The following is a 22,065-nucleotide window of genomic DNA, read 5'->3' as shown; positions in this document are numbered from 1 at the left end:
CATTAGTGTTTGTTAAGTCACTATATCTGCCTCGTATAGTCATGGGAAGACGCCCATACAGAGAATCAAAAGCAACGCTACTGCCGAACATGAATGAAATTGTTAGCGCTCACTCATCAGCTTCGTGGACACGGTCAATGGCCGCTAACGCCTATTTGGAACACTATTTCCATGACCTTCCTCTGAGCCTTGAACGAAATCTGGACACAATCCTACCCGTGAATGTACGCCGACGAGATTACATAGCGAAATTAAATATCGGCCTGTCCAAGTGGGCTCCAGACGGTTGGATGGGGGACCGGGAAAAATTGGGAAGACTCGGTCAGGCCGAGATGAAATTGTATCTGAGTGATGCACGAGTTGACCCGGAACCCGGTTCTACACCTCCGCTGAAAACACAAGGACGAACCAACGGTCCGGCACAGGACATGAACAGCTGGGACATGGAAGAGTGTGATGTCCTCATCGCTGCTCAAGGAGACGAAGCCCTTGCAGAGGAGTATCGCGAGGTGCTCGGCATTCCCGTGTTCATACTTGAAAATGTGGATGGAGTGATGCCGTTTGACCGATTCAGGCGATACCTAGGATGTTGAGAGACGAACTCTGGGACCAAGCGCTCCAATTCCTCGCTGAGGGAGAGGTCGTGAGTCTCCTCAAACTTCCATTCTCAAGGAGCCAATTGGTTTCTGCAAAGCGAACCTTGCAAGATATGGAAAAACTTGGTTGGCTAACGAAGCGAAGTGACGACCCGCCAGTTTGGGGCGCTGGACCAGTTGCTCAACGCTGTCTGAACCTCCCGAAACCAGTACGTCCAACAAGTGAGGATGACTGGCAGGATGCGCGTGATGACACGGACCCAGAGGATGACCGGCCGGCAAGCGAGATTCTCCGAGAATTACGAGGAAAGACTTCCGGAAATACAATAACAGACTCCCCCTTAACGAGTCAAGACGAAATCGGTAGCTCCTCTCTTGGAACGTGTAACAACTGCGGCTGTGAACTCTCCTCTGAGGATACCGTTTACGAATCTCATTGGTTCCGCTACGAAGGCTCGAACGACGCGGCAGGGAACGGATGGGTCACGTACTGTGAGGACTGTGCACCACCGGGAATGCTATGACACAGCAATCAACTATTTCCCTTCAGAGTCGAAGAGGACGCTCTCACCAATAGTCACAAACCAGCCGTAGGAGAGCTGCCGTCTATTCAATCGACCATGATTATCCTACCAAGTACCAAAGCAGTCGAAGCGCGTTTCGACTGCATGGTTCGAGGGATGCCAAATATTCGAGAGAAGCACTTCGAGGTCGACGAAGAGAGTGAAGAATATACCTGCAAGACGTGTGGGAGTACGCATTCAGAGCTTGATGCTATTGGACACCTGATAGAGATTCATGGCTATCATCACGTCGACATCGTCCTAGACGAAGTGAATGAGGACTAGCTCTCTAACACTTCGGGGTCAGTTAGCTTTGGAACGATATTGCTAATCTCGTTTTCTGCACACCGGTATTCAAAGCGAGTGGAAACAGCTCGCTGGCTTCCAAGCTGGCAACTTAGAGGAATATCGGGCACGGTTCACTCCCGTTCCAGCCAGTCACGATATACAACTGGTCAGCCGCCCGGGTTACCGCAACGTGGTATAGCCGTCGCTCCTCTTCCTCAACACCCGGTTCATATCGATACCGTTCCGCCTGCCGATACGCATAGCCAGCCAGCAACAGAACTCGTGAGCTCTCTTGGCCCTTTGCGGAGTGGATGGTCCCCACTCTGATTTGGTCTGGGCGAATATCATGCTCGCTATCGAGCGCCCGTCGAAGGACCTCCCGCCGAGCATCATCGAGGCGGAGGCAATTGAGAACAGATTCGGTAGACTCCGGGAAGTCGAAGACCTCGTCCATCACATCAGGAGAATACATTATCCTATCCAGCAGCACCGGATAGTCGTGATAGCCCTCATCTGCTTTCGAATACTTAGTGAGCTTCCCCGCAACCGCGTGGTCAACCCAAGCGTGGTCGACATCCGCAATCGAGAGTAGGACTTCGACGTACGGCGGATACAATTGCTCTCCTTCACGCCAGCGACGAAGCGTGTGGAGAACTTCGGGAGCAGGCGCTTCCCAGTACCAGAGGCCTCGTTTCCGTTCACCGTCAGCTGGTACGATGGGTTGATTCGGATATCCGAGCTCGTTCAAAGCTTTCGCGACGCGCTGTACGTCAAGATTTGTACGGCCCAGAATCATTACTGAACTGTCGTGCCCGAGGTCCGTCAGAACTTCTTCAACCACTGGACGGAGGTCTTCAGCAGTTTTTCCTGCTACTTCCACCTTCTCCTCGATGGCATCGGAATCGTCACCATGCGAGGATAGCGTTTCGTCGAAATAGCCGTAGCCAGCAATGACTTCTTGGGCTTTCTCAACGATTTTCGGGGCGCAGCGCCAGCTCTTAGTCAACTCTATCGATTCGTCACAGTAAGTCTCACGTAGATATCTCCCTCTCGTTCCTCTGAATCCGTAGATAGCCTGTGCCTCGTCACCGGCGATAATGATGTGGTCAAACTGCTGACTGTCCCGCCAGAGCTTGTACAGACGGTATTGGAGCGGCGAGAGGTCTTGAAATTCGTCGATGACGAGTACCTTACCAGACGGAGTTTTCTCCAATTCAATCGCACCACGAACGCAGTCGTCGTGCTGGACGATACCGTTCGATTCCTTCCACACGTCCCACTGTTGCATTACCTCGATTACCCTACTTTCAGGGGCTGCAACTTGTGTCTCCATTCGCGAATAGACACGGTACTCTTCCGGTGTGTCACCGTACCCAAGCGCACGTAGATAGTTGTACGCACGAAGAATCTGATTCGCTACCGGAAGGCTTCCGCGGTCAGCGGCATCGTCTGCCTGCGATGGTGGAACGTACCGGTATTCGAATCGAGGAGCACATTCATCGAAGAACTGCTGGAAGATTTCTTCGTCTGATTCCCGGTCCATTACCACTAACCGGTCGAAGTGAAACTCCTTGTCTTCCCGGACTAGATTGTAGCAGATACTGTTGAACGTACGGACAGTGATTCCTTCATCATCGAACTGGCCTTTGTCCACTACCCACTCCAGCCCGTGGACCGCTTCCACCAAGTCAGGGTCCTCCCAGCGTGCGATGATATCGTGGATATTCGCCCTATTGAACGCAGTGATGAGGATATCACTTGGCTCGACCTCGTCGTCGTTGAGCAGCTCCAAAAGTCGTTGATTACACTCCGTCGACTTTCCCGAGCCCGCCATCCCAACTATTCGAGTTACTCTCGTCATGGTCAGGGAGCTACGTTCGGGGACAAGCCACCGTCGCTAGACCCGTCTTCATCGTCAGAGAGTGCTTCAGGGTCGAAATCAAGACGGGAAGCTCGAACCATCCACACAGAGGGCTTGTCTTTGAGTCCCTTCTCACACAGGAGATTGTTCGCCGACGTTCTGTTTCCCGGACGTTCGACGAGAACACCATCACGATACAGAAGCTCAGAGATAGACCCTCGCACCTCGTGACGGTGCTGGTCAACGAAATTCTTGATGTACTGGCCCCCAACGACTACAAACGGAGAACCATCGTCGGGCTCAACGTAGATACCCCGCGTGTTGTTCGGTTGCCACCACTCGGTGACCACGTGTTCTGTTAGAGAGCCAATTTTCAGGTTGCTCATCTGGGTGCAGAACATCTCAATGAGTGCCTGTTCTTGCTCATTCTGAACGGTCTCTTCCTGAGCCATCTCATCCCAATAGTCGAACAGCCACGCAGCGGCCCAGTCTGCTTCGAATCCCCGAATCACACCTGAAAGCCGGTTAGAGTATGCATCGGCGATTACTCTCGCTGACGGGTCATTTGCGAAAGCCACACTGAAACGTACAGACCCGAACTCACCGATTTCTCGTCGAGGGTCGGGCTTGAACCTCACCTCGTACTCAGCATCCTCGGTCTCGATGCCTGTGGGGACAATCAAGCGAACAGAGTCGGTCTGCCGCTTGAGGAACCGAGCCGCAGGTGGTGCGATGAAATTCTCTGTTCTGCCCTCATCGAAGTCTTTGACTGCATCAGAAAAGGCGGACTCAATCGCACGTCTAGCCCTTTCTGTCTCGTCAGCAGTCAGTATTTGTGCCCATCTGGGGACAAACTGGTTGAGTTGGGCTCCTGACCGGACCTTATCAAATGACTTGTACTCCGAGACAACAATCTGCTCCGCAACAGTGTCGACCAGCGCGAAGAGTGGATTGTCATCCGCCGGGATGATGTGCAACCCGTAGTTTTTTCCAACAGGGTAGACCGGATATTCGAGGTCAAGGCCCCCATCATCCTCTACGTCATAGGTGTCAACCAGCACGGAAGCCTCTCGACGAACTCGCTGAGCAAGTTCGCGATTAGGGTCGAGAGATTCGAGTGAGATGAGTCGATGAGTGTCGGAATCTGGTTTGGCCCCTCCGGCGCTTTCCTCGTCATCCCGATTATTGGTGCCTGTGGCACCGTCGGATTCCTCTGCTGGCTCAGGAGGGGCTTCTGACGCAACCTCCGGTTGCGGGGTGCCCGAACTCACGCTCTCCGTTTCGGGATGGAGGGATGGCTGCGAGGCATCTGGTGATAGAACGTTCTCGTCGATTCCTCCATCCGTTAGGAGTCGTGACGGCGATACAGCTATCTTGTCTGGAGATGTATCTATAGGTGACATTGCTTCCTTTTCTCTTCCTCAGTTAGCTGAGGGCTTCTTGGTTTGACCGACGACGTTCCGGAACTGGGTGAAAGCTGAGCGTTGAAGCGTCGCTGACGACGATTCGGAACGTTCGAGCCTCGACTTCATCCCGAATCTCGACGGGGAGTGTCCCACGACCATATTCGTCAATGGTCCACTGGACAGTTGGCCCCTCTTCCATGACCACTATTGGGTCAGAAGTGGAGAGCTCGTCCCTGATTCGAGGAGGGAGACGACCGCGTGGGCGGACACTGTCTCCTTCTTTCGTCTTGAAGGTCACATCCGCCGTCACAGGCGGCAGACCCGGGCTGTACGTGTCAGCCATACTATGACAGATGGTACGAGAGGTTATAGCCATTCGGGTTGGCCATAACCCATCAAACACCCGTATTGGGCCGTTTCAGTAGTCTTTCCATACAGTATCGGTTTAGAAATACGGGGTAAGATATCTGCCAATTCACCATTGGCGGTGACACTCCGGAGACCGCCTACCCCATTATTGCGCGTGGAGATGCACCCACCCCCCTTTAGCAGCAAATGGGGGGTGTACTCGGAGAGTGCCTGACAGCCCTACACGAGGGCGAGACCTCAGTGTCGTAACACGGTTTTCTGTGTAAGGGAGGAGCCTTTCAGCAGACTTTCGGAGCCTTCCAATTCATCCAATCAGAGGCGTAATTGGTTCCTCTGACTCTGGCAGGCAAGGCTCTGGAAGGCTCTGTAAGGATGGGGTGTAAGCTAACCCATGCGCGCGATACAGAGGTGGCCAATCAACCGCCGCCGCTAAGTTATACTCTACTCCCCCGTCGACGAGTTGGCAGCCCCGGCCGAGGTTCACGAATTGTCATCTTCAACGAGGTGCTTCTTCCAACGTGAAATCGCGCGAGTGTACGACTGACCGAAGATTTGCCCACAGCCGAGACAGACCCAATAGCCGGACGGCTCTGCCCGGAGTTGGGGTTTCTCGTTCAGTTCATCTGGACAATATGGAGGCATACCGTCGAGACGCTGAGGGACTGCAAAGGGGTAGTCCCGCCACGACCGGCCGGTGCGAATCCCCGGAGAAATATTCGCTACAACAGTAGAACTCAGGGTTAGACACTTCCCACTGGTACACTCACATACAGGTATCTATGCGCATCACCAAGCCAGATAATCACGGCTCAACATCAACTGAGAAGACCGACAAAAGTGCTGAACCGATGGTATCGGTGGACTATCTTGATGACCCAATCCCCGTCAGTGAATACGTCAATCACACGCAGGGGCTTATAGACGATATACTCGAACAGCCCAGCGCATTCGGACTAGTTCCAGAACAGCGCGTCAACAAGCTTGAGTCGCAGCTCGAACAGCAACAAGAGAAAATTGACGAACTTGAGAGATTCATTGATATATTGGCAACGGCATCTTCAGCAGCTATCAATGGAGAATGTCCGGAGTGTGGGAAGAAACTTGAGGAAAAGAAGCCAGTCTTCAAATCCAATCACATCGCATGCTCTGAGTGTGGGACCGTCGTCGCTGGGCTCGAATAATTCCCTTGTCCACCCTACTGTGGTGGCCGTAGATTTGACCACTCTGTTCCTTCCCACCCTCCGATGAAGTTGTAATGGTTGTATGGGACTCGCTTCCCAGTCTCTTCATTCTCCCAGACGTACGGAGTGAAATGGCCTAGCTTCTCGAAGGGGTTCTCATCGAAGCTCTCGTGGGTATATTCGTAGATACCTTCGCCAACGTAGAACTCGTTTGACTCAGAAGCGTGCTCTAATTTTGAAGCGACATTCGCTGCGGTTGAGATGGCCGTCCGGCGGTTTAGACTGTGGACTCCAATACGGGAAATGTATGCTTCGCCCATAGTTGCCCCGGCACTGATACTGATTGGTTCGATTCCGTGGTCGCGGAGGCAGGGATTGATGTGGTTTGCGAGCGCGTACTTGAGAGCTGAGAGATACTCGATAACAAGTGTTGCCGTATCTGTATCATCCTCTCCTGCTCCGAAGTAGGCCATGATACCGTCGCCAGTGTTCTTCTCAAAATATCCCTCATAATCACGGACCAACTCCATCGCCTCCGGTACGAAGAGATTCAGCATGAAGAGGACCTCATCGTAGTCGTTCCTATCTGTGTAGTCAGTGAAGTCATTGATGTCGATAAAAACGATACCAAGGTCGAACTTCTTGGCCGTGTGGAGAGTCATATCCTCTAATTCCGGCATACTATAACTATCCGGAATATGCTCTAGACGCTCTTCGACTATCGACACCTGTTCGTTTACGCGAGTCTCAATTTCGCCGGGAGTAGGAGCCATGTATCGTTATAGGTCGCTTCTATCTCCACTCACCAATCGTTTAGGGAGAGGTCTCCGAATGTGGGAGTATGTCATTTAGCAGGGGTGATGTCGAAGAGAGAGTAGAAGACCGAGCTGAAAACGTGGAGGAGCGATTAGAGGACATACCAAGCAGTTACAGTATGCCCGATTTGGAGGATATGACCATCGGGACCGCCAAGGAATTTCGATTAGGGGCGGTATTCCTCGATATTGCTGGCTTCACCGAGTATACCAGCAATCAGGATGACGAGGATGTTCTCTTCATGTTGAATCTCTTCGTACCGGAGGTGATGGAGCTGGTCCGTGACTACGATGGTTACTTCGAGAAGAACACTGGTGATGGGATTCTTGCATATTTCGGCGCAGGCGATGATAATACAGCCATCGCGCACACCGTTCTCGAATACATAGCTTCCGTGAAAACGACGCTTGCAGACTATGTGAACCCGACTCTGGAAGACTTTGGAATTGAGCCAATATCCATCAAGGCTGGTGCTTCAATAGGCGATGTATACATCTCTCGTATTGGAGTCCACAGTCTCAATCGACGAACAGCAGTGGGCATTACTGCTAATGTAGCCTCCAAGCTTGAGGATAAAGCAGACAGCAACGAGTACCTTGTCAACCATGGCATCAATGAATACGCCCACGAAGGAGACAGTATGTGGGCAAGCCATCTCACCGACGAAGGCTCATTTAGCACCTATCGATGGGGTAGTGACGCGAATGGATGGGAAGACGCCCACTACTACAGCTTTACGGGTGTTTGGGCGAATACGGACTGTAGTAACCTCTAATCGTATGTCTGATTTCACCCCTGAGCAACTGGCCGAACGAACACAGGACCACCTCAATGAGTACATCATCGCTGCGGACCGGAAAGCGTCGATATTGATTACTGGTCAGTTTGCTTTCCTTGGACTGGCTGCGACTGCTCTAAGTAATCTCAACCAAGCTCCGAGTGGCTGGCTCCGCTGGTTCTCGATAGGAATGGCGATAGTGGGAGTCATCGCTGTGTTTCTCGCCGTGATTGTGATATACCCACGTACGCCCAGCCCCGAACGAGGTTTCATATATTGGGGGAATATCACCCAGTATAAATCTGGAGAGGACTTTCACGATGCCGTCGCCTCTCTTGATGACGAGGAAGCGATGGAGACTCTGAACAAAGAGAACTACTCACTCGCCAAGGTTGCTGGGAAGAAGTATGAATACTTGCGGTGGTCCCTCCGAGCAACCGTGGTGATGGTATTGTTTGCAGTAGCTGCTGGTATCACTTTTCTCGGCTAATCTTAAGCCCCGTGTGGGATGCTCAGGGGAGCACGCCCTACAACTATACAGGTGAACTCAGAATGGTTGGTATGGATATCTCGGGCTCAATTGACCAGCTCGAACGGAGCTTCGTGAAGAGGCCAGCCAACTATCTCGTAGAAGCCGAGCTTGCGTTCGAGTTAAAGCAGATTCTCAATAATCAGCTTCAGCCCGCTCGTCTCACAGGAGACCACGATTCAGGAGGTGCCCGTGGAGACATCCCTGACCATAGCGAGTACGCCGATGCAGTCATCTCGACGCCGGATATCGACCGAGCGCATTGCGAGGTGAGTGGCAGCAACTTCGGGCTGGGAAGCCAGCAGATGAAGCTCGACCTTGTGCTCTTCGCTGACGAGGTAGACCTGTCATTAGAAGGTGGGAGCAAGAAGTTCCGGGTCGAAGACCTCGTGACTGCAGTCGAATTCAAGTTCATCAAGAACGCGAAATACCTCCGTGAGGACTCTAAGCGATACAACCTGATTGCCGATGACATCGACCGATTGGATGGCCTTCCTGCTCACGTCGACACGTTCTGTCTCGTCTTCGCGAACTTCGACCTCGCCCGGCGTTCTGATACGCAAGAGGCTCTGGAATCCCTCAAATCAAGGAGCGACCGGGTCGAAGTTCGCCATACACACCCCAAATCCGACGGTCTACTCGACTAATTCCGCATACCTTTCCAGCCATTCGCTTACTTCCTCCCGGCCAGCTGCCTCATCAGGTAACGGTACATCGAGCGTTAGCCGGCGCTGCGCCTCCGTTGCATAGGTGGCGACACGAGCATCGGAAGCGGCAGATGGCTCGGTCCAAACACGAGAGCCGTTTTCCTCGAAGTCGCCTGCGACACGGACGACCTCGTCCTCAGTCGTCTCGTCGAGTTCGGCTAAGAGTTCTTCGAGGAGATACTCGAACAACTCCTGCTGCGGGAGCGGAATCACGACCGAGGGATACCACTCCAACACCTCCGGGTCGAATGACACCAACACCTCATCTTCATCGGCATACATCGACTGCACCGTGTCCTCCGGAGGGTCGCGAGAAATTGGCGGGTCTGCGCTCTCTGGAATACTCAGACGATACAGCTTCTGATAGGGGGCATCTTCGTCTTCCGTCAACTGGCGGTCGAGCATCTCGAACGTCCAGCCCCTGTTTCTGAGAACCTGACTCTGGGTGAAGAGTCGCTTCACCACGTCCGGGTCCACAAGTGGGTCAAATGGCCTGTCGGGGTACCCGATACGGCCCACGTCGGGATGCGACGTGTTCCAGCCATAGAGCTTGGCCTCCTCAATGATGTCTTCCGCGCGGACCTCGTCGAGGTCTTGTGCTAAGCCGACCTGCCGGACCTTCTGCTCCGCCTCCTTGGACTGCTCCTCAGCCTCGGTAGCGACATCCTCGCCAGATTTCGTTGATTCCCCCATTGCGATGTTCTGAACCTCGCCTTCCAGCCCTTCGAGGATGGGACGCAGAGGCCCAACGGCCTGTTCGAAGAGGTTGATACGCTCCCCAAGTCGCTCGTAGATGTCCTCCTCGACGGTCTCGTCGTAAACGTAGTTCCAGACGAGCACTCGCTCGTTCTTCTGACCGATGCGGTCAATCCGTCCAATTCGCTGTTCTACCCTCTGGGGATTCCAAGGTAAGTCATAGCATATCATGGCATCACACGTCTGGAGATTGAGGCCCTCGCTAGCCGAATCAGTGCAGACGAGAATAGAGAGGTCTCCGTCCGGGTCAGTGAATTCTCGCTTTACGCGCTCCTTGGACACGTTCTGCCATTCCTGACCCTCGGACTCGTAGATTTCACCGCCGCTGCCCGAATACGTGCCTACGTCGCTGTGACTGAGGCAGACCTTCTCTTTGATAGCGTCGAGGGTGTCCTTGTACTGCGTGAAGATGATGACCGTATCGCGTGCCCTCGCACTCAATTCCTTCAGGTCCTGCATCAACTGCTCCAGCTTGGGGTCCTCCGGAACGTCGTAGAGTTGGGAGATGAAGTCCTCCAGCTCGCTCAACTCGAACTCTCGAACGCGTTCCCCAGCAGAACTGTTCGCCCCAATCTGGTCGACACGCAGCCCGTATTCACGCCGAAGTACCTCCTCCCGGTCAGTGATGGCCCCAGTCTGGAGGTCGCTCTCGGAGACCTCTGAAGCGTCGCTTAGCCCGGACCGAAGATTCTCACGTCGACGCTTGAGTGACTCCTCGATTGCGTGGAGACTGGAGGTAAGGCGCTGCCGATAGGTCGTCATCACGAACCCGATGGCGGTCTTCTCCTTGCCCTCCAAGAGCTTCTTCGACTGGTCGTACACGTCGCTGATGTAGGTCTCTACACGGTCGTAGAGTGGCTCCGCGTCGCCAAGCTCGACCGACCGAGTCTCGATTTCGCGTCGTGGAATGTTCTCGTCGAGCAGGTCGGCCTCCTTGCACATCCGGAGTGTCTGGCGTGTATTCCGGAAGACACGTGATTTGACGGGCGTCGTCTCGTCACCGAGTTCGAGGAGGAACCGAAGAGCCTCCACGGACAGATTCGAGAACTTGTCTTCCCAGTCGCGTGCACCGAGTCTTCCAGTGCCCAGCACGCGATTCAGCCGACGACGTTCGCTCAGCCCGAAGTCGCTGTCGTCGACCTCTTCGCCGACCCACTCGGCCACGTCCTCGTGCTCCTGTATGAACGACTGAATCATCCCTGCCCACGTGCGGAGATGGGTGATACCCTCGTACGGCTCGTAGTTCCACTTCGAGGCGAGGTCTGGGAGAATCTCCTCGACAGTGGCCGTACTGTCAGCATCGATTTCGTCGAGTGCCTCCGCGAGGTCCTGCTGCATTTCGAAGTACGTGTCGAACGACTCGCGGTCGTTCCACCCGTCGGGGAGGTCGCAGAGCCGCAAGAGGTCGAACAGCTCGGTGATTTCGAGCTGCATCGGTGTCGCTGTCAGCACGTAGTTACACACCGTATCGTTCTGCAACTCTGTGAGCAGGTCGTAGAGGTTCGTTCCCTCGCGACCGTGGTGGGCCTCGTCGACGAGCGTGAGGTCCCACTCGAACTGGTCTTTGGGCGGGTCGCCCGGATGCTCCTCCTGCCAGTGGACTGACGGGGAGAACATTCCCATGTTCCCCGAGCGACGGGCGGTGTGCCACGAGGCGAGTACCACTGTCGGCTCGTCCCGGTCAGAGACGAACTCGCCGATGTGGGAGTCCTCCCACGCGTCGATGGTCTCGTAGTCTGACAGGGAGTGCTCGATGCCGTAGGCGTCCCGCAGGACCCGCTGTGCGCCGCTGTACTCGTAGGAGTAGGCGTTGATGTTGAACTTCTCCAGCAGTTCCTCCTGCCACTGTGGCTGGACCGTAGCTGGTACGAGAAGCAGGGCATCGCTCACCTCACCGATGGTGAGGAGTCGGGAGATGGTCAGCCCGGCCTCGATGGTCTTCCCGAGGCCGACCTCGTCACAGAGGAGGAGACTCTCGGGATAGATGCTCGCCGCCGTGTCGGCGATGACACGCTGGTGGGGCCACGGCTCAATCGAACTAATGTCGTCGGCAATGTGCATCGCACCGGGGAGAAGCTCGCGTTCGTTGGCAATCCGAGTGGCCGTTGCCTCGGAGGCAGGCGGCTCGCTCGACTTCTTCAGGCGTTCGACGTGCTCCTCAACTTCCTCGTCGGACTCGGGCTGCCAGTCGAGGATATCTCGCTCGATGGCCTCGTCGATGTCCGTGACCTCGACATCCTCGTGTTCCTCGTTCCAGAGCCGCTCGAAGGTCTTCACGTCCTCCTCGACGTACTCGTTCTCGACCTCGTCCCACGAGCGGTGGACTTTGAATCGCTCGTAGTTGCGGTACCACGCGTTGTAGGTCTCGTTGATACTGCCCTCGAACGTGATTCGGTTCCCGTCGGCGTCGGTTGCGATGCCGAGTTTGGGATGGAAGATGCCCGAATCGGAGTTATTCCGGGGCTCCCCAATTTTAAGCTGGAGTCGCCCCTCGTCCAGCATTTGGGCGATGAGCGCGAGCCGTGACTCGCCTTCCTCGGAGAGGGGTGCGTCATCGGTGAGAACTGGTTTGTTCTCTTGGCTCAGATGTTTCGAAGCAATGATTCGGATTTCGCCGTCGGTTTCGAATGCTGATTCGACTCCTTGAAGTGCATCTGCGAGATTCTGGAGACTCAGATATCCTGCGAGACGGTCATAGTGAGTCGCTCTCGATAACAATGGACGGTAAAATGTCTCTACTAGAGTGAGACCACCTCTAAACTCGCTCTCGTAGACTCGACTCCATTCATAATCTCGAAATCCCATGACGTTAGAAATCTTCTAAAGTAGTTCGTTGATTGTCTGACTCCTTATTTTCACTAACCAAATTAACATCAATATCGAGAAGTTCACCTGTTTCACCAGATGATAGATTCACGCAAGCCTCAAAGTCCGGATGTGTTTCAGGCAGAACTTGTAGAAGACTTTTGATAGTTTGCCTGAAATCAGTATTTTCATGGAAGTTCCGTTCATTTAACCAATTCCATGCGAAGTCAGAGCCCTTTGTGTTGATAACATTTAGTGCCGCATGAACCGCGTCGATGGAGTGGTCAAAGGAACTATCACGGGGGTCGATGGGATATGCCCTTTTTCGACGCTTTTCCCCTGCTTCAAGGGCGGAGTAATCTCTTACTCGGTACGACTGACCTTTTAGAATAAGGGTATCTTTCGATTTCCCCCAGATTTTTGTGGGCGTTTTGATATCGTTGATGTCGACCCCAACCCCATGACCGAGTTGGTTCGCATCGTCATATGGGATATTCTCTCGTTCATGTACTAACCAGCATGCGATATACCATCGAGTGAGATTATCTACACCTTCAAGAGATTCGTCGAGCTCTCGTTCAAGAATTATTTCTACAACCGCTGTTCGGGCTTCTTCAAGCGCTCTGTTCGGGCGGACTATCTCATCATGCTTATCAACTACTGGGTACTCTTCAGTGAAGACTCGGAGCGTGGGGCCGAACGCGCTTATTATAATATCTGTTTTTGTTAAGTTTAGTTCAGAGTTCAGTAGCTCACGTGCCTTGCTTTGAGCTGCTTCGCGTGTCTTTTTTCTGATATCGGACCAGAGGGTTGGAAGAGCTTCGTTGTCCGAATCAGATAGTGGTTTACGACATGTCAGAAGTAGCGTACTATCTGCAGAGGCGCGTTCCTGCATCGCAACCCTCTTTGGCACTTCACTCGTGATGGTGTGGGTAGCGGTGACAACAAATCCTGCCTTAATGAGAGACATAGTAAGAGCATCCCAAGTTTCAGTGTCTCGGTCGGTGAAGTATATCGTAATCACGCCTCCCCGTGAGAGAAGGTCATAGGATTTGGAGAGAATCGAACCCATCTTACTCTCGTATCTCTCACGAGCTACGGTCTCCTTCGACTTGTCGTCACTCTCCTCAACAATAGCTGTATTTTCGACAGCTTCACTATACTTATCGGTTTCTTGATTAGTAAATCGTTCAGGGAATACGTCGGAGAGATACTCTCTTAGCCACACATAGAGTACGTCAGACATCTCAGCATACATTACGTTTGAACCATATGGGGGGTCCATAACTACCGCGTCTACAGACTCTGGTTCAAATGGCATCTCAGCTGCGTCTCCCTGCTCAATTTGTATGTTTGATTCATCAACGTGAGCAGTTTGACGAGCCACATTTTGATAGTGAGTTTTCAGCTTTCTGGCTTCTTCGTCGTAACTGTAGGTGCCTGCTAAGGGATTTGTCTCAACGAAACTCCATTTGAAGGCAAAGTTATTATTACCCAGAAGATTTGCAGGGGACCCGCCATCAAGATTCAGTGGTTGAAGCCGTGTATTTCGGTCCAGAAGTCGAGTCGTAGACATTGATAATAGCACTAGTAATGCTTCTGCAGTTTTTTCGTCGTACTCCTCTCGGATTCGTGGTTTCAGATTATTCACCACCTCAAGATATGTAGCGTGAGTTAAGAGCTGTCTCGGCGCGAAAAAGTCACGCCACTGCGTTAGACCGTAAGGCTTAGCTCTGTCTTGACGACCAATATATCGGTCTTGTTGCAATAAGGTAGCATAATCAAGATTATTCTCAACAACCTCCTTCGCCCTTGATATGGCTTCTTTTTCCTGTTCCGGAATAGCATGGTAGCTTTCTCCGCCTATGTCGCTCGTGTATCGGATTGCACAAACCTCGTATTCGAACGCTCCTTTCTGGAATATTTCGGTAATATCTTCTCGCTCTGTCACGACGTTACAATGAGGACAAGTAGCATCGCCATCATCTACTGTGCCCACATCTGGATTGAATTCACTTTTCGGAACGCTGTCTGGCACGTCTACACACTCAAAATCAAGCTCTGTGTTGTCTGAGCTATAGACCGGCCGGACTGCTTTCCCTCTTTTTCGGTTGAACCACCATTGATTGGTGAGAGGTAAACGCCCCCCACAAGAAGGGCATTCCGTACTATAGGTTCTGAAATAGTGATTCGGTTCAACGCCTCCCTTCTCCGGGAAATACTCTCCCAACTGCTCAGCCGCCTGTTCCTCTACTTTAGAGGTCCATTTGTCTAATTCTTCAGAAAGTCCTCCGACAGAGGGTGCATAATCAAGGATGACTTTGTTGATTAACCACGCCACAGGATTCAGTTCGTTCGATATTGTCGGGAATCCATAACGAGCTGATTCCAGTGGGATAGTTCCTCCACCTGCAGTCGGGTCTAAGACGGTTGGGAGTTCTCCGTCCCAGTAGTTTTTAACCACATTCTGGAGCTCACCGAGCTTTGACTCTTGAGGGACGTTTCGATGGCAATATTCGTACCCGTAATGGTCCTCTACAGACCCGTCACGACCTCCCTCTGTTTGTCTTTTCTTAATAACATAACTCTCGATATCCTCAATATCGACGCTCGGACCGATACCTATCCACTTCAGCAAGCAGTTTGTCGAAATGTCATCTGGAAGGACTGAAGACAATATCGCTAACCGCGTAGCAGCGGTTGGCCTCATCGCAAACCACGGATACAGGCGACGGTGCGACGACATCGTCTGCGGCTTCCCCTCTTTAACACTCTCAATACCGACAGCTGTGACTGGTAAGGGGTTTTCCACCTTCAGGGTTTTTAATTCACTGTCAGTCTGTGCATCTTCACTAACTTCGTCTGGATTGTATTCACTCATTATTCTATATGTGAGCTAAGCAGCACTCGCAATGCCTTTACACCGTTTGGATTCGACGGAGAGCGGCACTTAGCGTGCCAATAGTAACACTCTTCAAGGCTCATTCGAGCGATGCTATCCGCCACAGTAGCCAGCTTCTCGTACTTCTGAAGCCGTTTCATCGCTAGGAATGCGATAGTCAATCGAATCCCAGCACCTTCTGAGAGCACGACGGAACCTTCCCCCCGAGTCACGAAGTCGACATCAATCCCGCTATCATCTAAGACATCTCGAACTAGCCGATGAACGGCTTGCTGACGGCTGTTTGAGAGGGTCGCGATTTTCAGCGCACACCAATCGTTCCACTGCCAATCGTTTGGAGCGCGAGCAGACGGGGCTCCGACATCTGAAAAGTCGAACACTCCATTTGAGTCTTCCCGCACGTCTGGGACAGCATCCGTGACGGCCACCCGCGAAAGCCTACGATTGCTGTTCGCTTTTCGGAATCGCTTCTGGCGTCCGTCTGCAAGGTCTTCCGGGATTAGCTCGTACAGCGTGAGGCCAGCGTCGTCGCCCAGCCGGCGTGTCAGCGCGAAGGTCGGTCGCCCGCCGTACATGCTGCTGCCGTAGGCGAACGACTCCGCCTCGATGCTCATGCGCTCACCTCTTCACTCTGCTCCGACGCTTCCTTCACCACTCCTGAGACGACCAGTTCGACGTTGTTAATCCCACCGAGACTTTCGAGTGCCTCCTGTAGCACGTCGAGCGTTGCTTCACGTGAGCGGTCCTCTATCGAGTCCGTGTCGATAGTCAGAACCGCCTCTCCTTCCGAGTCCCCGCCTGCGCTGATGAAGCTCTCTGGGATGTGGTTCGTCCCGAAGTGGTCGGCGAACTCGGCCGCGGACCCCTCGAAGCCAGCCTCGAAGACGCTGGCAGAGGTGTCGGCTCCTTGTGCGACGTATTCGAACACGATGGAGGTTGCTTCCCCGATGGTATCTAAATCTTTGAGCTTGTTCGAGATGAACCACGCTCGCTCCCAGACTTGGTCACCCTCCAGCTCGATTTCGATTTCGTCGACCTCGACGACGATGTCGCCGCTGGACACGTCGTAGTTGTCCCGTAGCCGCATCTTCTTCCGGTCGATAGCGCTGTTCACGTCCGAGAATGCGCCCTTGATGGCACTCGGTGAGTCCGTGCTGACGTTGAACGACAGCTCGGAACGCTGCGGCGGACTGATTCCACCACCAGTCCCACCGCCAGTTCCTCCAACGGTGCCACCAGCACCACCACTACTGCCTCCTTCCGAGCCGCCTTCGTCTTCGCCTTCTTCCTCGGTTTCCTCGGGGAAGTCGAGGTCGTGCTCGGCGAGCAGTTTCTCCCCGTCCCCGAAGACGTGGTGGTCGTCGCTAATCAGGACACTCGACATCGGGAGTTCCGTCGACATCTGCTCGGCCTCGGAGAGCGTTTTCTCACCTTTCGCGGTGTTTACGGTCATCCCTTCCGAGCAATAGCCCTCGCCGGCCGTGTCGTCCCAGAACACGTACGTCGACATGTCGCTGGTCGTGACGGCCCGGATGGTGGCTCGAAGCGGTCTCGGGTCAAGGAGGATGCGGATGTCCGTTCGTTTCGCGACGAGCTTACGGATATCCAGCGTCGTCATCGAGTCCGGCTCCGACTGCCAGATACGGTTCCGGAACCACGTCGTCCCGAGCGCGCCCTCGTCCTGTGTGATGAGCTTATCGAGGCTTTCGAGGTTCTCGAAGACAATATCGTGGAGGTCCGAGTTATCCTTGACTGAGTCGATTGTGATGTTGGACAATCCGTTAGAATCGGGGAAGTACAAGTGGCGGTACGCATTTCGCACAGATTCCCCCAATAGCGAGGATTCTTGTGTGAGTTGGTCGTCAAGCTCCGAGCGCTTAGATGGACTGAGCTCCGACTCCCAAGCGTCTCCATTCAGGATACGCTCCATCGCTTTCACACGACGTGCGTGGTCAAGTGCGCTCTCTGTTTCTTGAGCACCAGCGACAAGGAAAACGACATTATTTCGATAGACCCGCTTCTTTTCTGACCCCGGTGAATTCCCCGTCTTGTTCGCCAACGTCTGGAGTAGCTCGGGAGGCTCGTCAAGGTCGCTGGTGACAGTCACTGCATCGAAACCCATCACGCAGAGTCGGACAATATCATAGCTATCCGGTACCTCGTAAGGGGCTCGTGGGTCACTAATCGTCTCGAACACACCCCCACCGGTTGCACCTTTCACGGTTCGCTCAAGTCGGTTACGAGCGACTCCGTCTTCGATTTGCTGTGCCTCATTATTGATAAGTCTTGAAATCTTGGCTTCGCCCTTGAACCGGAGAAGTCCGTTCTCCGTCTCGTAGAGGAAGAATGCCTCCGTGTCCGGATTCGACCCCGTCTCATTCAGATTCTTCAGAGCATCACGGTAGTGGTCGAGTTCCACGCCCGGCTCCAGAATCATTTCCCAGAGCTTCCGCCGAGTTACACCACGGCCACGGTTCCCTCCGGAGACAATGCTCTTCCAGAGGATGCTCGTGCCGAGATGAGTCGCAATCGGCGGGTGACCCATCGGAGTCCACTTGTCGTCTTCGTACTGACACGCGGCTTTCCCGTCGTTGGTGTAGATATCCGACTTCGAGGCCGTCCGGAGGTCTTGCTCGATATGCTCGAAGAGGTCGAGGAGCGTCGACCAAACGTGGTCGTCCGAAGGATGCATATCGAAGGGGCGGACGTAGTGACGATACTCGCTCGAATCTTCCACACTCCATATTCGATAGACGGCACGTGAGACGAGTTTGAGCGCACCGCGCGTGCGTTGGAAACTCGGTAGAGTGTCAATTTCCTTTCCAAGAAGGTCAATGAGTGTTGGGTGGAAAGGATAGGCTTGTTCGAGCTGTTCGCGGAATTCTGCTTTCGTGACCCTGTCAGGTAGTTCCTCTTCTATAGAACGGTAGTAGTTTTGGTAACCTTCCGCCGCTCTGGCAGCAGCATCTTCATCCACAGACTCGAAGAGACGGTGACGGAGGACTGCCGCAACCTCGTCATCCTCCGTTGGTGTAACGGAGTGCTCCGTCCGCTCAGAGATGTCGTCGAGGTCGTTGATGAGGTCCTGCACCTCTTTCGCGCGGTCCTCGAACGCAGTAGCAGATACTGAAAGGATGACCGTGACCGCGTCGGTGTTCTGACTCGCGCGCATGAGCGACCAGAGGAACGAGTTGGTCTGGTCGGCTAGCGTCGAGTCTTCGACACCGACTGCGGCAGCCTGCTCGAAGTATTGGGCGACCTCGTCGATGAGGACCAGCCCCGGGTCGTCGAGTGTGTCGAAGAGTTCGGTGATGTCCGACTCCCCCGGTGCGACGCGGTCGTCATCGTACTCGCTAAACTTCGCGTAGCCGTCCGCGCCAGCGAGCTGATACGCGAGTTCGCCCCACATCGTCTGCGTGTTCGGAGCGTTCTCATCGTCCTTGTTGCACTTGGCGTTGGTCGCGCTGACGTACCCTCCCTCGAAAACCGCTGTTCGAACAGAGAGGTCGTCGTTGATGCTCTCGAACTCGGCGCGTGCCTCCTCGTCGACAATGTACTTGTCTAAATCCTCGATAGCATCGGGATTTTGCGAGAAGTGGTAGGCAGCTATCTGCGAGTGGGTCTTCCCCCCTCCGAACACAGTGTCGAGGGACAGCAGTCCATCCGTACCGCTAAACTCTCCCATCTCCTTCCCAGCGTAGCGCTTGGCGAGGAGCGTGAGGAGGTCTTGCAGTCCGTCCGTCGCGTACGTCTTGGAGAAGAAGGTGTCCGGGTCGGCGTAGATGTCGGGGGACTCCTCCGGCCGGAACACCACGTCGGAGAGCTTCGCGGCGAACTCATTTTCGGAGAGAGTTCCCGACAGCACGTCGTCGTGTGGAGTGCACGACTCAAAGAGCGTGGGAATTTGTGGAGCCATTGATGATACTGTCAACGAGGCAGGGGGGTAAGTAAGTAGTTACGTCTGTGTTGAGTGAGAGTCAGACGGTTCACATATGGGTGAACGGTCACGGTAGGCCAGCGGAACATGGCAGTAATACAACCTACCAGTGTTGGTAGGCCCGTATTCGGTACAACCGACAGTGGGACCCCCGGGGGACCCCCTGTAGGTAGTAGACCGGTCACTAACCGAGGTAGTCTAATAGGGAAGTACAGAGAGAGTTCAGCTAGGTCTTGACTTTCTTTCTTGGTTGGAGGGGCTGAACCGGCGGGTTGCTACCAAATTCCCGCAAATCGGACCTGCCAACACTGGTAGGTCGGCAGTCCACCGCTGCTGAAGGGGCCTCGGCCCCCGCTTCAGCGTCTCTACTGTGCATTTACCTACGTTTCAGCCGTATTTAGCTACCGCGGTTGAAGCGAAAGCCCCCGTCTCTACCCAGACAACTGTGCTCCGCGAGCGTCAAGCACGTCTTTTGCTCGTTCCTCAACCTCCTCAGTTGCCGTTGGAGCTGGGATGAGCACAACGACCCCATCGTTCGCCCGGCGTTGGATACCGGTCCCCGGACGTAACTGAAGTCGCTTCGCCGCATTCGTCAGGAGAATTCGATGGCCAGAGTCGCCGAGAGGTGCTAAGGAGGACACAGTCGATGGGCGGCGACCATCTTCGCCCTCTCCTACATCAAGCAGCCTCACGAGTTCAACTGGCGTCAGTTCGTTTACCGGCCTACCCGCGGTGGCCGCATCGTAGAGCTCAATCCATTGCTCAGTAGGCATACTTTCACGGGTGACGAGAATGAGGTCTCGGTCCACTACGGTAATTCGGAGTGAATCCCCGTTCTCCCAGCCAGCGAGGTCAATCAGGCCTTCGCTCACGTAAACTCCGTACGATGTCTTTGCGTTCCCGCCCACCTCGTGTAGTTGAACCATCTACTCACCCCCAGAACTCTCGTCCAACGTATGCTCGATGTCGTATCCAAGGGCCACTCTATGGGCATTCCAGAGGGCTTCCATGGTAGCAGAGACTGCGATTCCGACTTTATGCGTATCTTCGACCCGGATTTGACTTCCTCACAGCAGAAGCTGCTACTGTACCGAGCGGCTTCCGGAGTCAGGACTTAATCTTCTCACCAACTCTCAGTCTATCCGGAGGACGAGATAACGGAATCGCTTGTTCTTCGAGAGACTGATATCGTCACGATAGTCGAAATCAGTCCACTCCATGCGGTACTCTCCATCGAGTTCAAGGGGGGCCTCGTGTCCGCCGTTGACCATCCACGGTTTGATTTCCGACCAGTTGAGGGCACCTTCACGAGTTACACCCTCGTGAATTCTGAACTCGTCGTATAGTGCGCTCTGCTGTGGTTCAGTCCAGTAGTTCGAGTCGTTCGTGAGTAGGACAACGTATCCGTAGCGGCCTTGTTCCGAGACAATCTCTTCTACTCGACGAACGTCCTCGAAGAAACGGTAGTGGGCTCGGTCGTGGGCACCCTGTCGGCTCAGCGTGAAGGTCTCGTCGAACGCGTTGTCTTCGACGGTAGTGCTGTCGGTCTTGTACTTCAGCTCTATCGGGATTGTCACGTCCTCTCGCCGGACACCGATATCGACCTTCATACCAGAGTTCGGCATCCACTCCAATCGGACCCGCTTCTCGCCATACATCTGGGAGAGCTCGGCCGCTAGTGCCATCTTGAGGTGGTCCTCGGAGTGGTAGACTTGGTCCAATCGTTTCACGCCCCACTCAACGTCTACCATGTAACTCTCTTAGGATGGATGGCGTTTCAATTCCGGGTATGGACGCCTTGCATCGTTTTAGAAGAAGCATTCGGATAGAAGGTCGGCTACAGGGAGACGTACCTCCCTATCCTGAAGAGGACAATTCAGACGATATTTTAACCAAATTTCCGACGGTTTCTACTGTATTGTGAGACTACAAACCGATAGACGTAGCCGAGTTCCGGGGAGAAAGTATATTAAGTGAACAACCATAACTTATATTATATGAATTCCCTGTCTGGTGTTCACTACGGTTCGATTCCGTGGCAAGGACTGCCCTGAAAAGGGCGTGAAACAACAATGAGTAGAGATTCTGAATTGGAAATAGCGGAAGATTCCCAAACTGGTGGGATTCCGCTTGAGACGCTGTTACAAACCATCCACGACCAGTTCGAACACGTGGCAGAGATACACGTTGCACACTTGCCAACCCTGTCTGAGGTATCAAAGCTCTGGATTACAGTCCACGCGGGAGACGCCGACTCTCTTGAAGAATACCTCGATGTGTCCTCCGCGACTCACGTCACCATTGATACTGGTAACAATTCCACAAAGCGGCTCCCGTACACCGTTGTCGCGACGTTCGCCGGCCCCGGACATGTACAAAGTACCGAAGGTACGACGGTCTACATGGCTGAAAATGTCCTTGGTGCGGGCGCACGAGACTTGGAGACTGGTTTGGCCCGGCTACAACAGAAGCTGAGCGGTACCTGTCCGACATGTGGAGTGCAAGCAAAAAGACTCAGTCAGCACTACAATGAGGAGCGTGAGTGTGCTGAGGCCGAATCATCGGTTTGAG

16 protein-coding genes are annotated in these 22,065 nt (G+C 53.8%); 6 read left to right on the top strand and 10 right to left on the bottom strand.

From position 1 onward, the window contains the following. Positions 1–137 precede the first annotated feature (137 nt). Positions 138–593 (top strand): hypothetical protein, encoded by a 456-nt coding sequence (locus NL112_RS18765; RefSeq protein WP_255150376.1) that lies wholly within the window; start codon positions 138–140, stop codon positions 591–593. Positions 594–1,556: 963 nt separating this feature from the next. Here NL112_RS18765 and NL112_RS18760 read toward each other — a convergent pair. From NL112_RS18760 to NL112_RS18750, 3 genes are all read right to left on the bottom strand, one after another. Then, entirely contained in the window at positions 1,557–3,308 is a 1,752-nt protein-coding gene (locus tag NL112_RS18760) for a UvrD-helicase domain-containing protein (RefSeq protein WP_255150375.1), read from the bottom strand. A gap of 2 nt (positions 3,309–3,310) precedes the next feature. Then, positions 3,311–4,369 carry a hypothetical protein gene (locus NL112_RS18755; protein ID WP_255150374.1) on the bottom strand — a complete coding sequence of 353 codons (1,059 nt, stop codon included), beginning with the start codon at positions 4,367–4,369 and terminating at the stop codon, positions 3,311–3,313. A 364-nt stretch (positions 4,370–4,733) separates the two neighbouring features. Next, the gene (locus tag NL112_RS18750) at positions 4,734–5,057 is read right to left on the bottom strand and encodes a hypothetical protein (protein WP_255150373.1); all 324 of its coding nucleotides are present in this window, start codon (positions 5,055–5,057) and stop codon (positions 4,734–4,736) included. Positions 5,058–5,862: 805 nt separating this feature from the next. Between NL112_RS18750 and NL112_RS18745 the strand changes: the two genes are divergently transcribed. Next, positions 5,863–6,264: a hypothetical protein gene (locus tag NL112_RS18745; RefSeq protein WP_255150372.1), complete on the top strand. Its 402-nt coding sequence runs from the start codon at positions 5,863–5,865 to the stop codon at positions 6,262–6,264. Positions 6,265–6,278: 14 nt separating this feature from the next. On the opposite strand, the gene NL112_RS18740 is transcribed toward NL112_RS18745, so the two are convergent. Next, a complete protein-coding gene (locus NL112_RS18740) occupies positions 6,279–6,944 on the bottom strand; it encodes an adenylate/guanylate cyclase domain-containing protein (RefSeq protein WP_255150371.1) in 666 nt (221 codons plus the stop codon). A gap of 161 nt (positions 6,945–7,105) precedes the next feature. On the opposite strand from NL112_RS18740, the gene NL112_RS18735 reads away from it, so the two are divergent. The 3 genes from NL112_RS18735 (at position 7,106) to NL112_RS18725 (ending at position 9,034) form a co-directional block, all read left to right on the top strand. After that, positions 7,106–7,855 carry an adenylate/guanylate cyclase domain-containing protein gene (locus tag NL112_RS18735; protein WP_255150370.1) on the top strand — a complete coding sequence of 250 codons (750 nt, stop codon included), beginning with the start codon at positions 7,106–7,108 and terminating at the stop codon, positions 7,853–7,855. A 4-nt stretch (positions 7,856–7,859) separates the two neighbouring features. Next, complete coding sequence (locus NL112_RS18730) at positions 7,860–8,348, top strand: Pycsar system effector family protein (protein ID WP_255150369.1); 489 nt, start codon at positions 7,860–7,862, stop codon at positions 8,346–8,348. Positions 8,349–8,419: 71 nt separating this feature from the next. After that, the gene (locus NL112_RS18725; protein ID WP_255150368.1) at positions 8,420–9,034 is read left to right on the top strand and encodes a hypothetical protein; all 615 of its coding nucleotides are present in this window, start codon (positions 8,420–8,422) and stop codon (positions 9,032–9,034) included. Here the strand turns inward: NL112_RS18725 and NL112_RS18720 are convergent. From NL112_RS18720 to NL112_RS18695, 6 genes are all read right to left on the bottom strand, one after another. Further along, the gene (locus NL112_RS18720; RefSeq protein WP_255150367.1) at positions 9,023–12,655 is read right to left on the bottom strand and encodes a DEAD/DEAH box helicase; all 3,633 of its coding nucleotides are present in this window, start codon (positions 12,653–12,655) and stop codon (positions 9,023–9,025) included. The two genes, NL112_RS18725 and NL112_RS18720, sit on opposite strands and share 12 nt — an antisense overlap. A 4-nt stretch (positions 12,656–12,659) precedes the next feature. Then, positions 12,660–15,536 (bottom strand): DUF1156 domain-containing protein, encoded by a 2,877-nt coding sequence (locus NL112_RS18715; RefSeq protein ID WP_255150366.1) that lies wholly within the window; start codon positions 15,534–15,536, stop codon positions 12,660–12,662. Next, positions 15,536–16,171 (bottom strand): DUF7680 family protein, encoded by a 636-nt coding sequence (locus NL112_RS18710; RefSeq protein WP_255150365.1) that lies wholly within the window; start codon positions 16,169–16,171, stop codon positions 15,536–15,538. The genes NL112_RS18715 and NL112_RS18710 overlap by 1 nt, the downstream gene beginning before the upstream one ends. Next, on the bottom strand, positions 16,168–19,422 hold the full coding sequence (locus NL112_RS18705; RefSeq protein ID WP_255150364.1) for an ATP-binding protein: 3,255 nt from the start codon (positions 19,420–19,422) through the stop codon (positions 16,168–16,170). Before NL112_RS18705 ends, NL112_RS18710 begins: the two co-directional genes overlap by 4 nt. A gap of 503 nt (positions 19,423–19,925) precedes the next feature. Beyond that, on the bottom strand, positions 19,926–20,420 hold the full coding sequence (locus NL112_RS18700) for a hypothetical protein (protein ID WP_255150363.1): 495 nt from the start codon (positions 20,418–20,420) through the stop codon (positions 19,926–19,928). Positions 20,421–20,627: 207 nt separating this feature from the next. After that, a complete protein-coding gene (locus tag NL112_RS18695) occupies positions 20,628–21,245 on the bottom strand; it encodes a hypothetical protein (RefSeq protein WP_255150362.1) in 618 nt (205 codons plus the stop codon). Between the two features lie 321 nt (positions 21,246–21,566). Between NL112_RS18695 and NL112_RS18690 the strand changes: the two genes are divergently transcribed. Continuing rightward, entirely contained in the window at positions 21,567–22,064 is a 498-nt protein-coding gene (locus tag NL112_RS18690; protein WP_255150361.1) for a hypothetical protein, read from the top strand. Position 22,065: the final 1 nt, after the last annotated feature.

The organism is Halorarius halobius, from assembly GCF_024298865.1.
GTDB classification, from domain to species: Archaea; Halobacteriota; Halobacteria; order Halobacteriales; family Haloarculaceae; genus Halorarius; species Halorarius halobius.
The sequence above is the reverse complement of the archived record's forward strand: the minus strand, read 5'-3'. Positions and strand labels throughout refer to the sequence as shown.

Coding starts and splice junctions, on each gene's coding strand:
- NL112_RS18765 (WP_255150376.1), top strand. CDS start 138: ATGGCCGCTAACGCCTATTTGGAACACTATTTCCATGACCTTCCTCTG.
- NL112_RS18730 (WP_255150369.1), top strand. CDS start 7,860: ATGTCTGATTTCACCCCTGAGCAACTGGCCGAACGAACACAGGACCAC.
- NL112_RS18725 (WP_255150368.1), top strand. CDS start 8,420: ATGGATATCTCGGGCTCAATTGACCAGCTCGAACGGAGCTTCGTGAAG.
- NL112_RS18735 (WP_255150370.1), top strand. CDS start 7,106: ATGTCATTTAGCAGGGGTGATGTCGAAGAGAGAGTAGAAGACCGAGCT.
- NL112_RS18745 (WP_255150372.1), top strand. CDS start 5,863: ATGCGCATCACCAAGCCAGATAATCACGGCTCAACATCAACTGAGAAG.
- NL112_RS18710 (WP_255150365.1), bottom strand. CDS start 16,171: ATGAGCATCGAGGCGGAGTCGTTCGCCTACGGCAGCAGCATGTACGGC.
- NL112_RS18740 (WP_255150371.1), bottom strand. CDS start 6,944: ATGCCGGAATTAGAGGATATGACTCTCCACACGGCCAAGAAGTTCGAC.
- NL112_RS18760 (WP_255150375.1), bottom strand. CDS start 3,308: ATGACGAGAGTAACTCGAATAGTTGGGATGGCGGGCTCGGGAAAGTCG.
- NL112_RS18700 (WP_255150363.1), bottom strand. CDS start 20,420: ATGGTTCAACTACACGAGGTGGGCGGGAACGCAAAGACATCGTACGGA.
- NL112_RS18715 (WP_255150366.1), bottom strand. CDS start 15,536: ATGAGTGAATACAATCCAGACGAAGTTAGTGAAGATGCACAGACTGAC.
- NL112_RS18695 (WP_255150362.1), bottom strand. CDS start 21,245: ATGGTAGACGTTGAGTGGGGCGTGAAACGATTGGACCAAGTCTACCAC.
- NL112_RS18720 (WP_255150367.1), bottom strand. CDS start 12,655: ATGGGATTTCGAGATTATGAATGGAGTCGAGTCTACGAGAGCGAGTTT.
- NL112_RS18750 (WP_255150373.1), bottom strand. CDS start 5,057: ATGGCTGACACGTACAGCCCGGGTCTGCCGCCTGTGACGGCGGATGTG.
- NL112_RS18690 (WP_255150361.1), top strand. CDS start 21,567: ATGAGTAGAGATTCTGAATTGGAAATAGCGGAAGATTCCCAAACTGGT.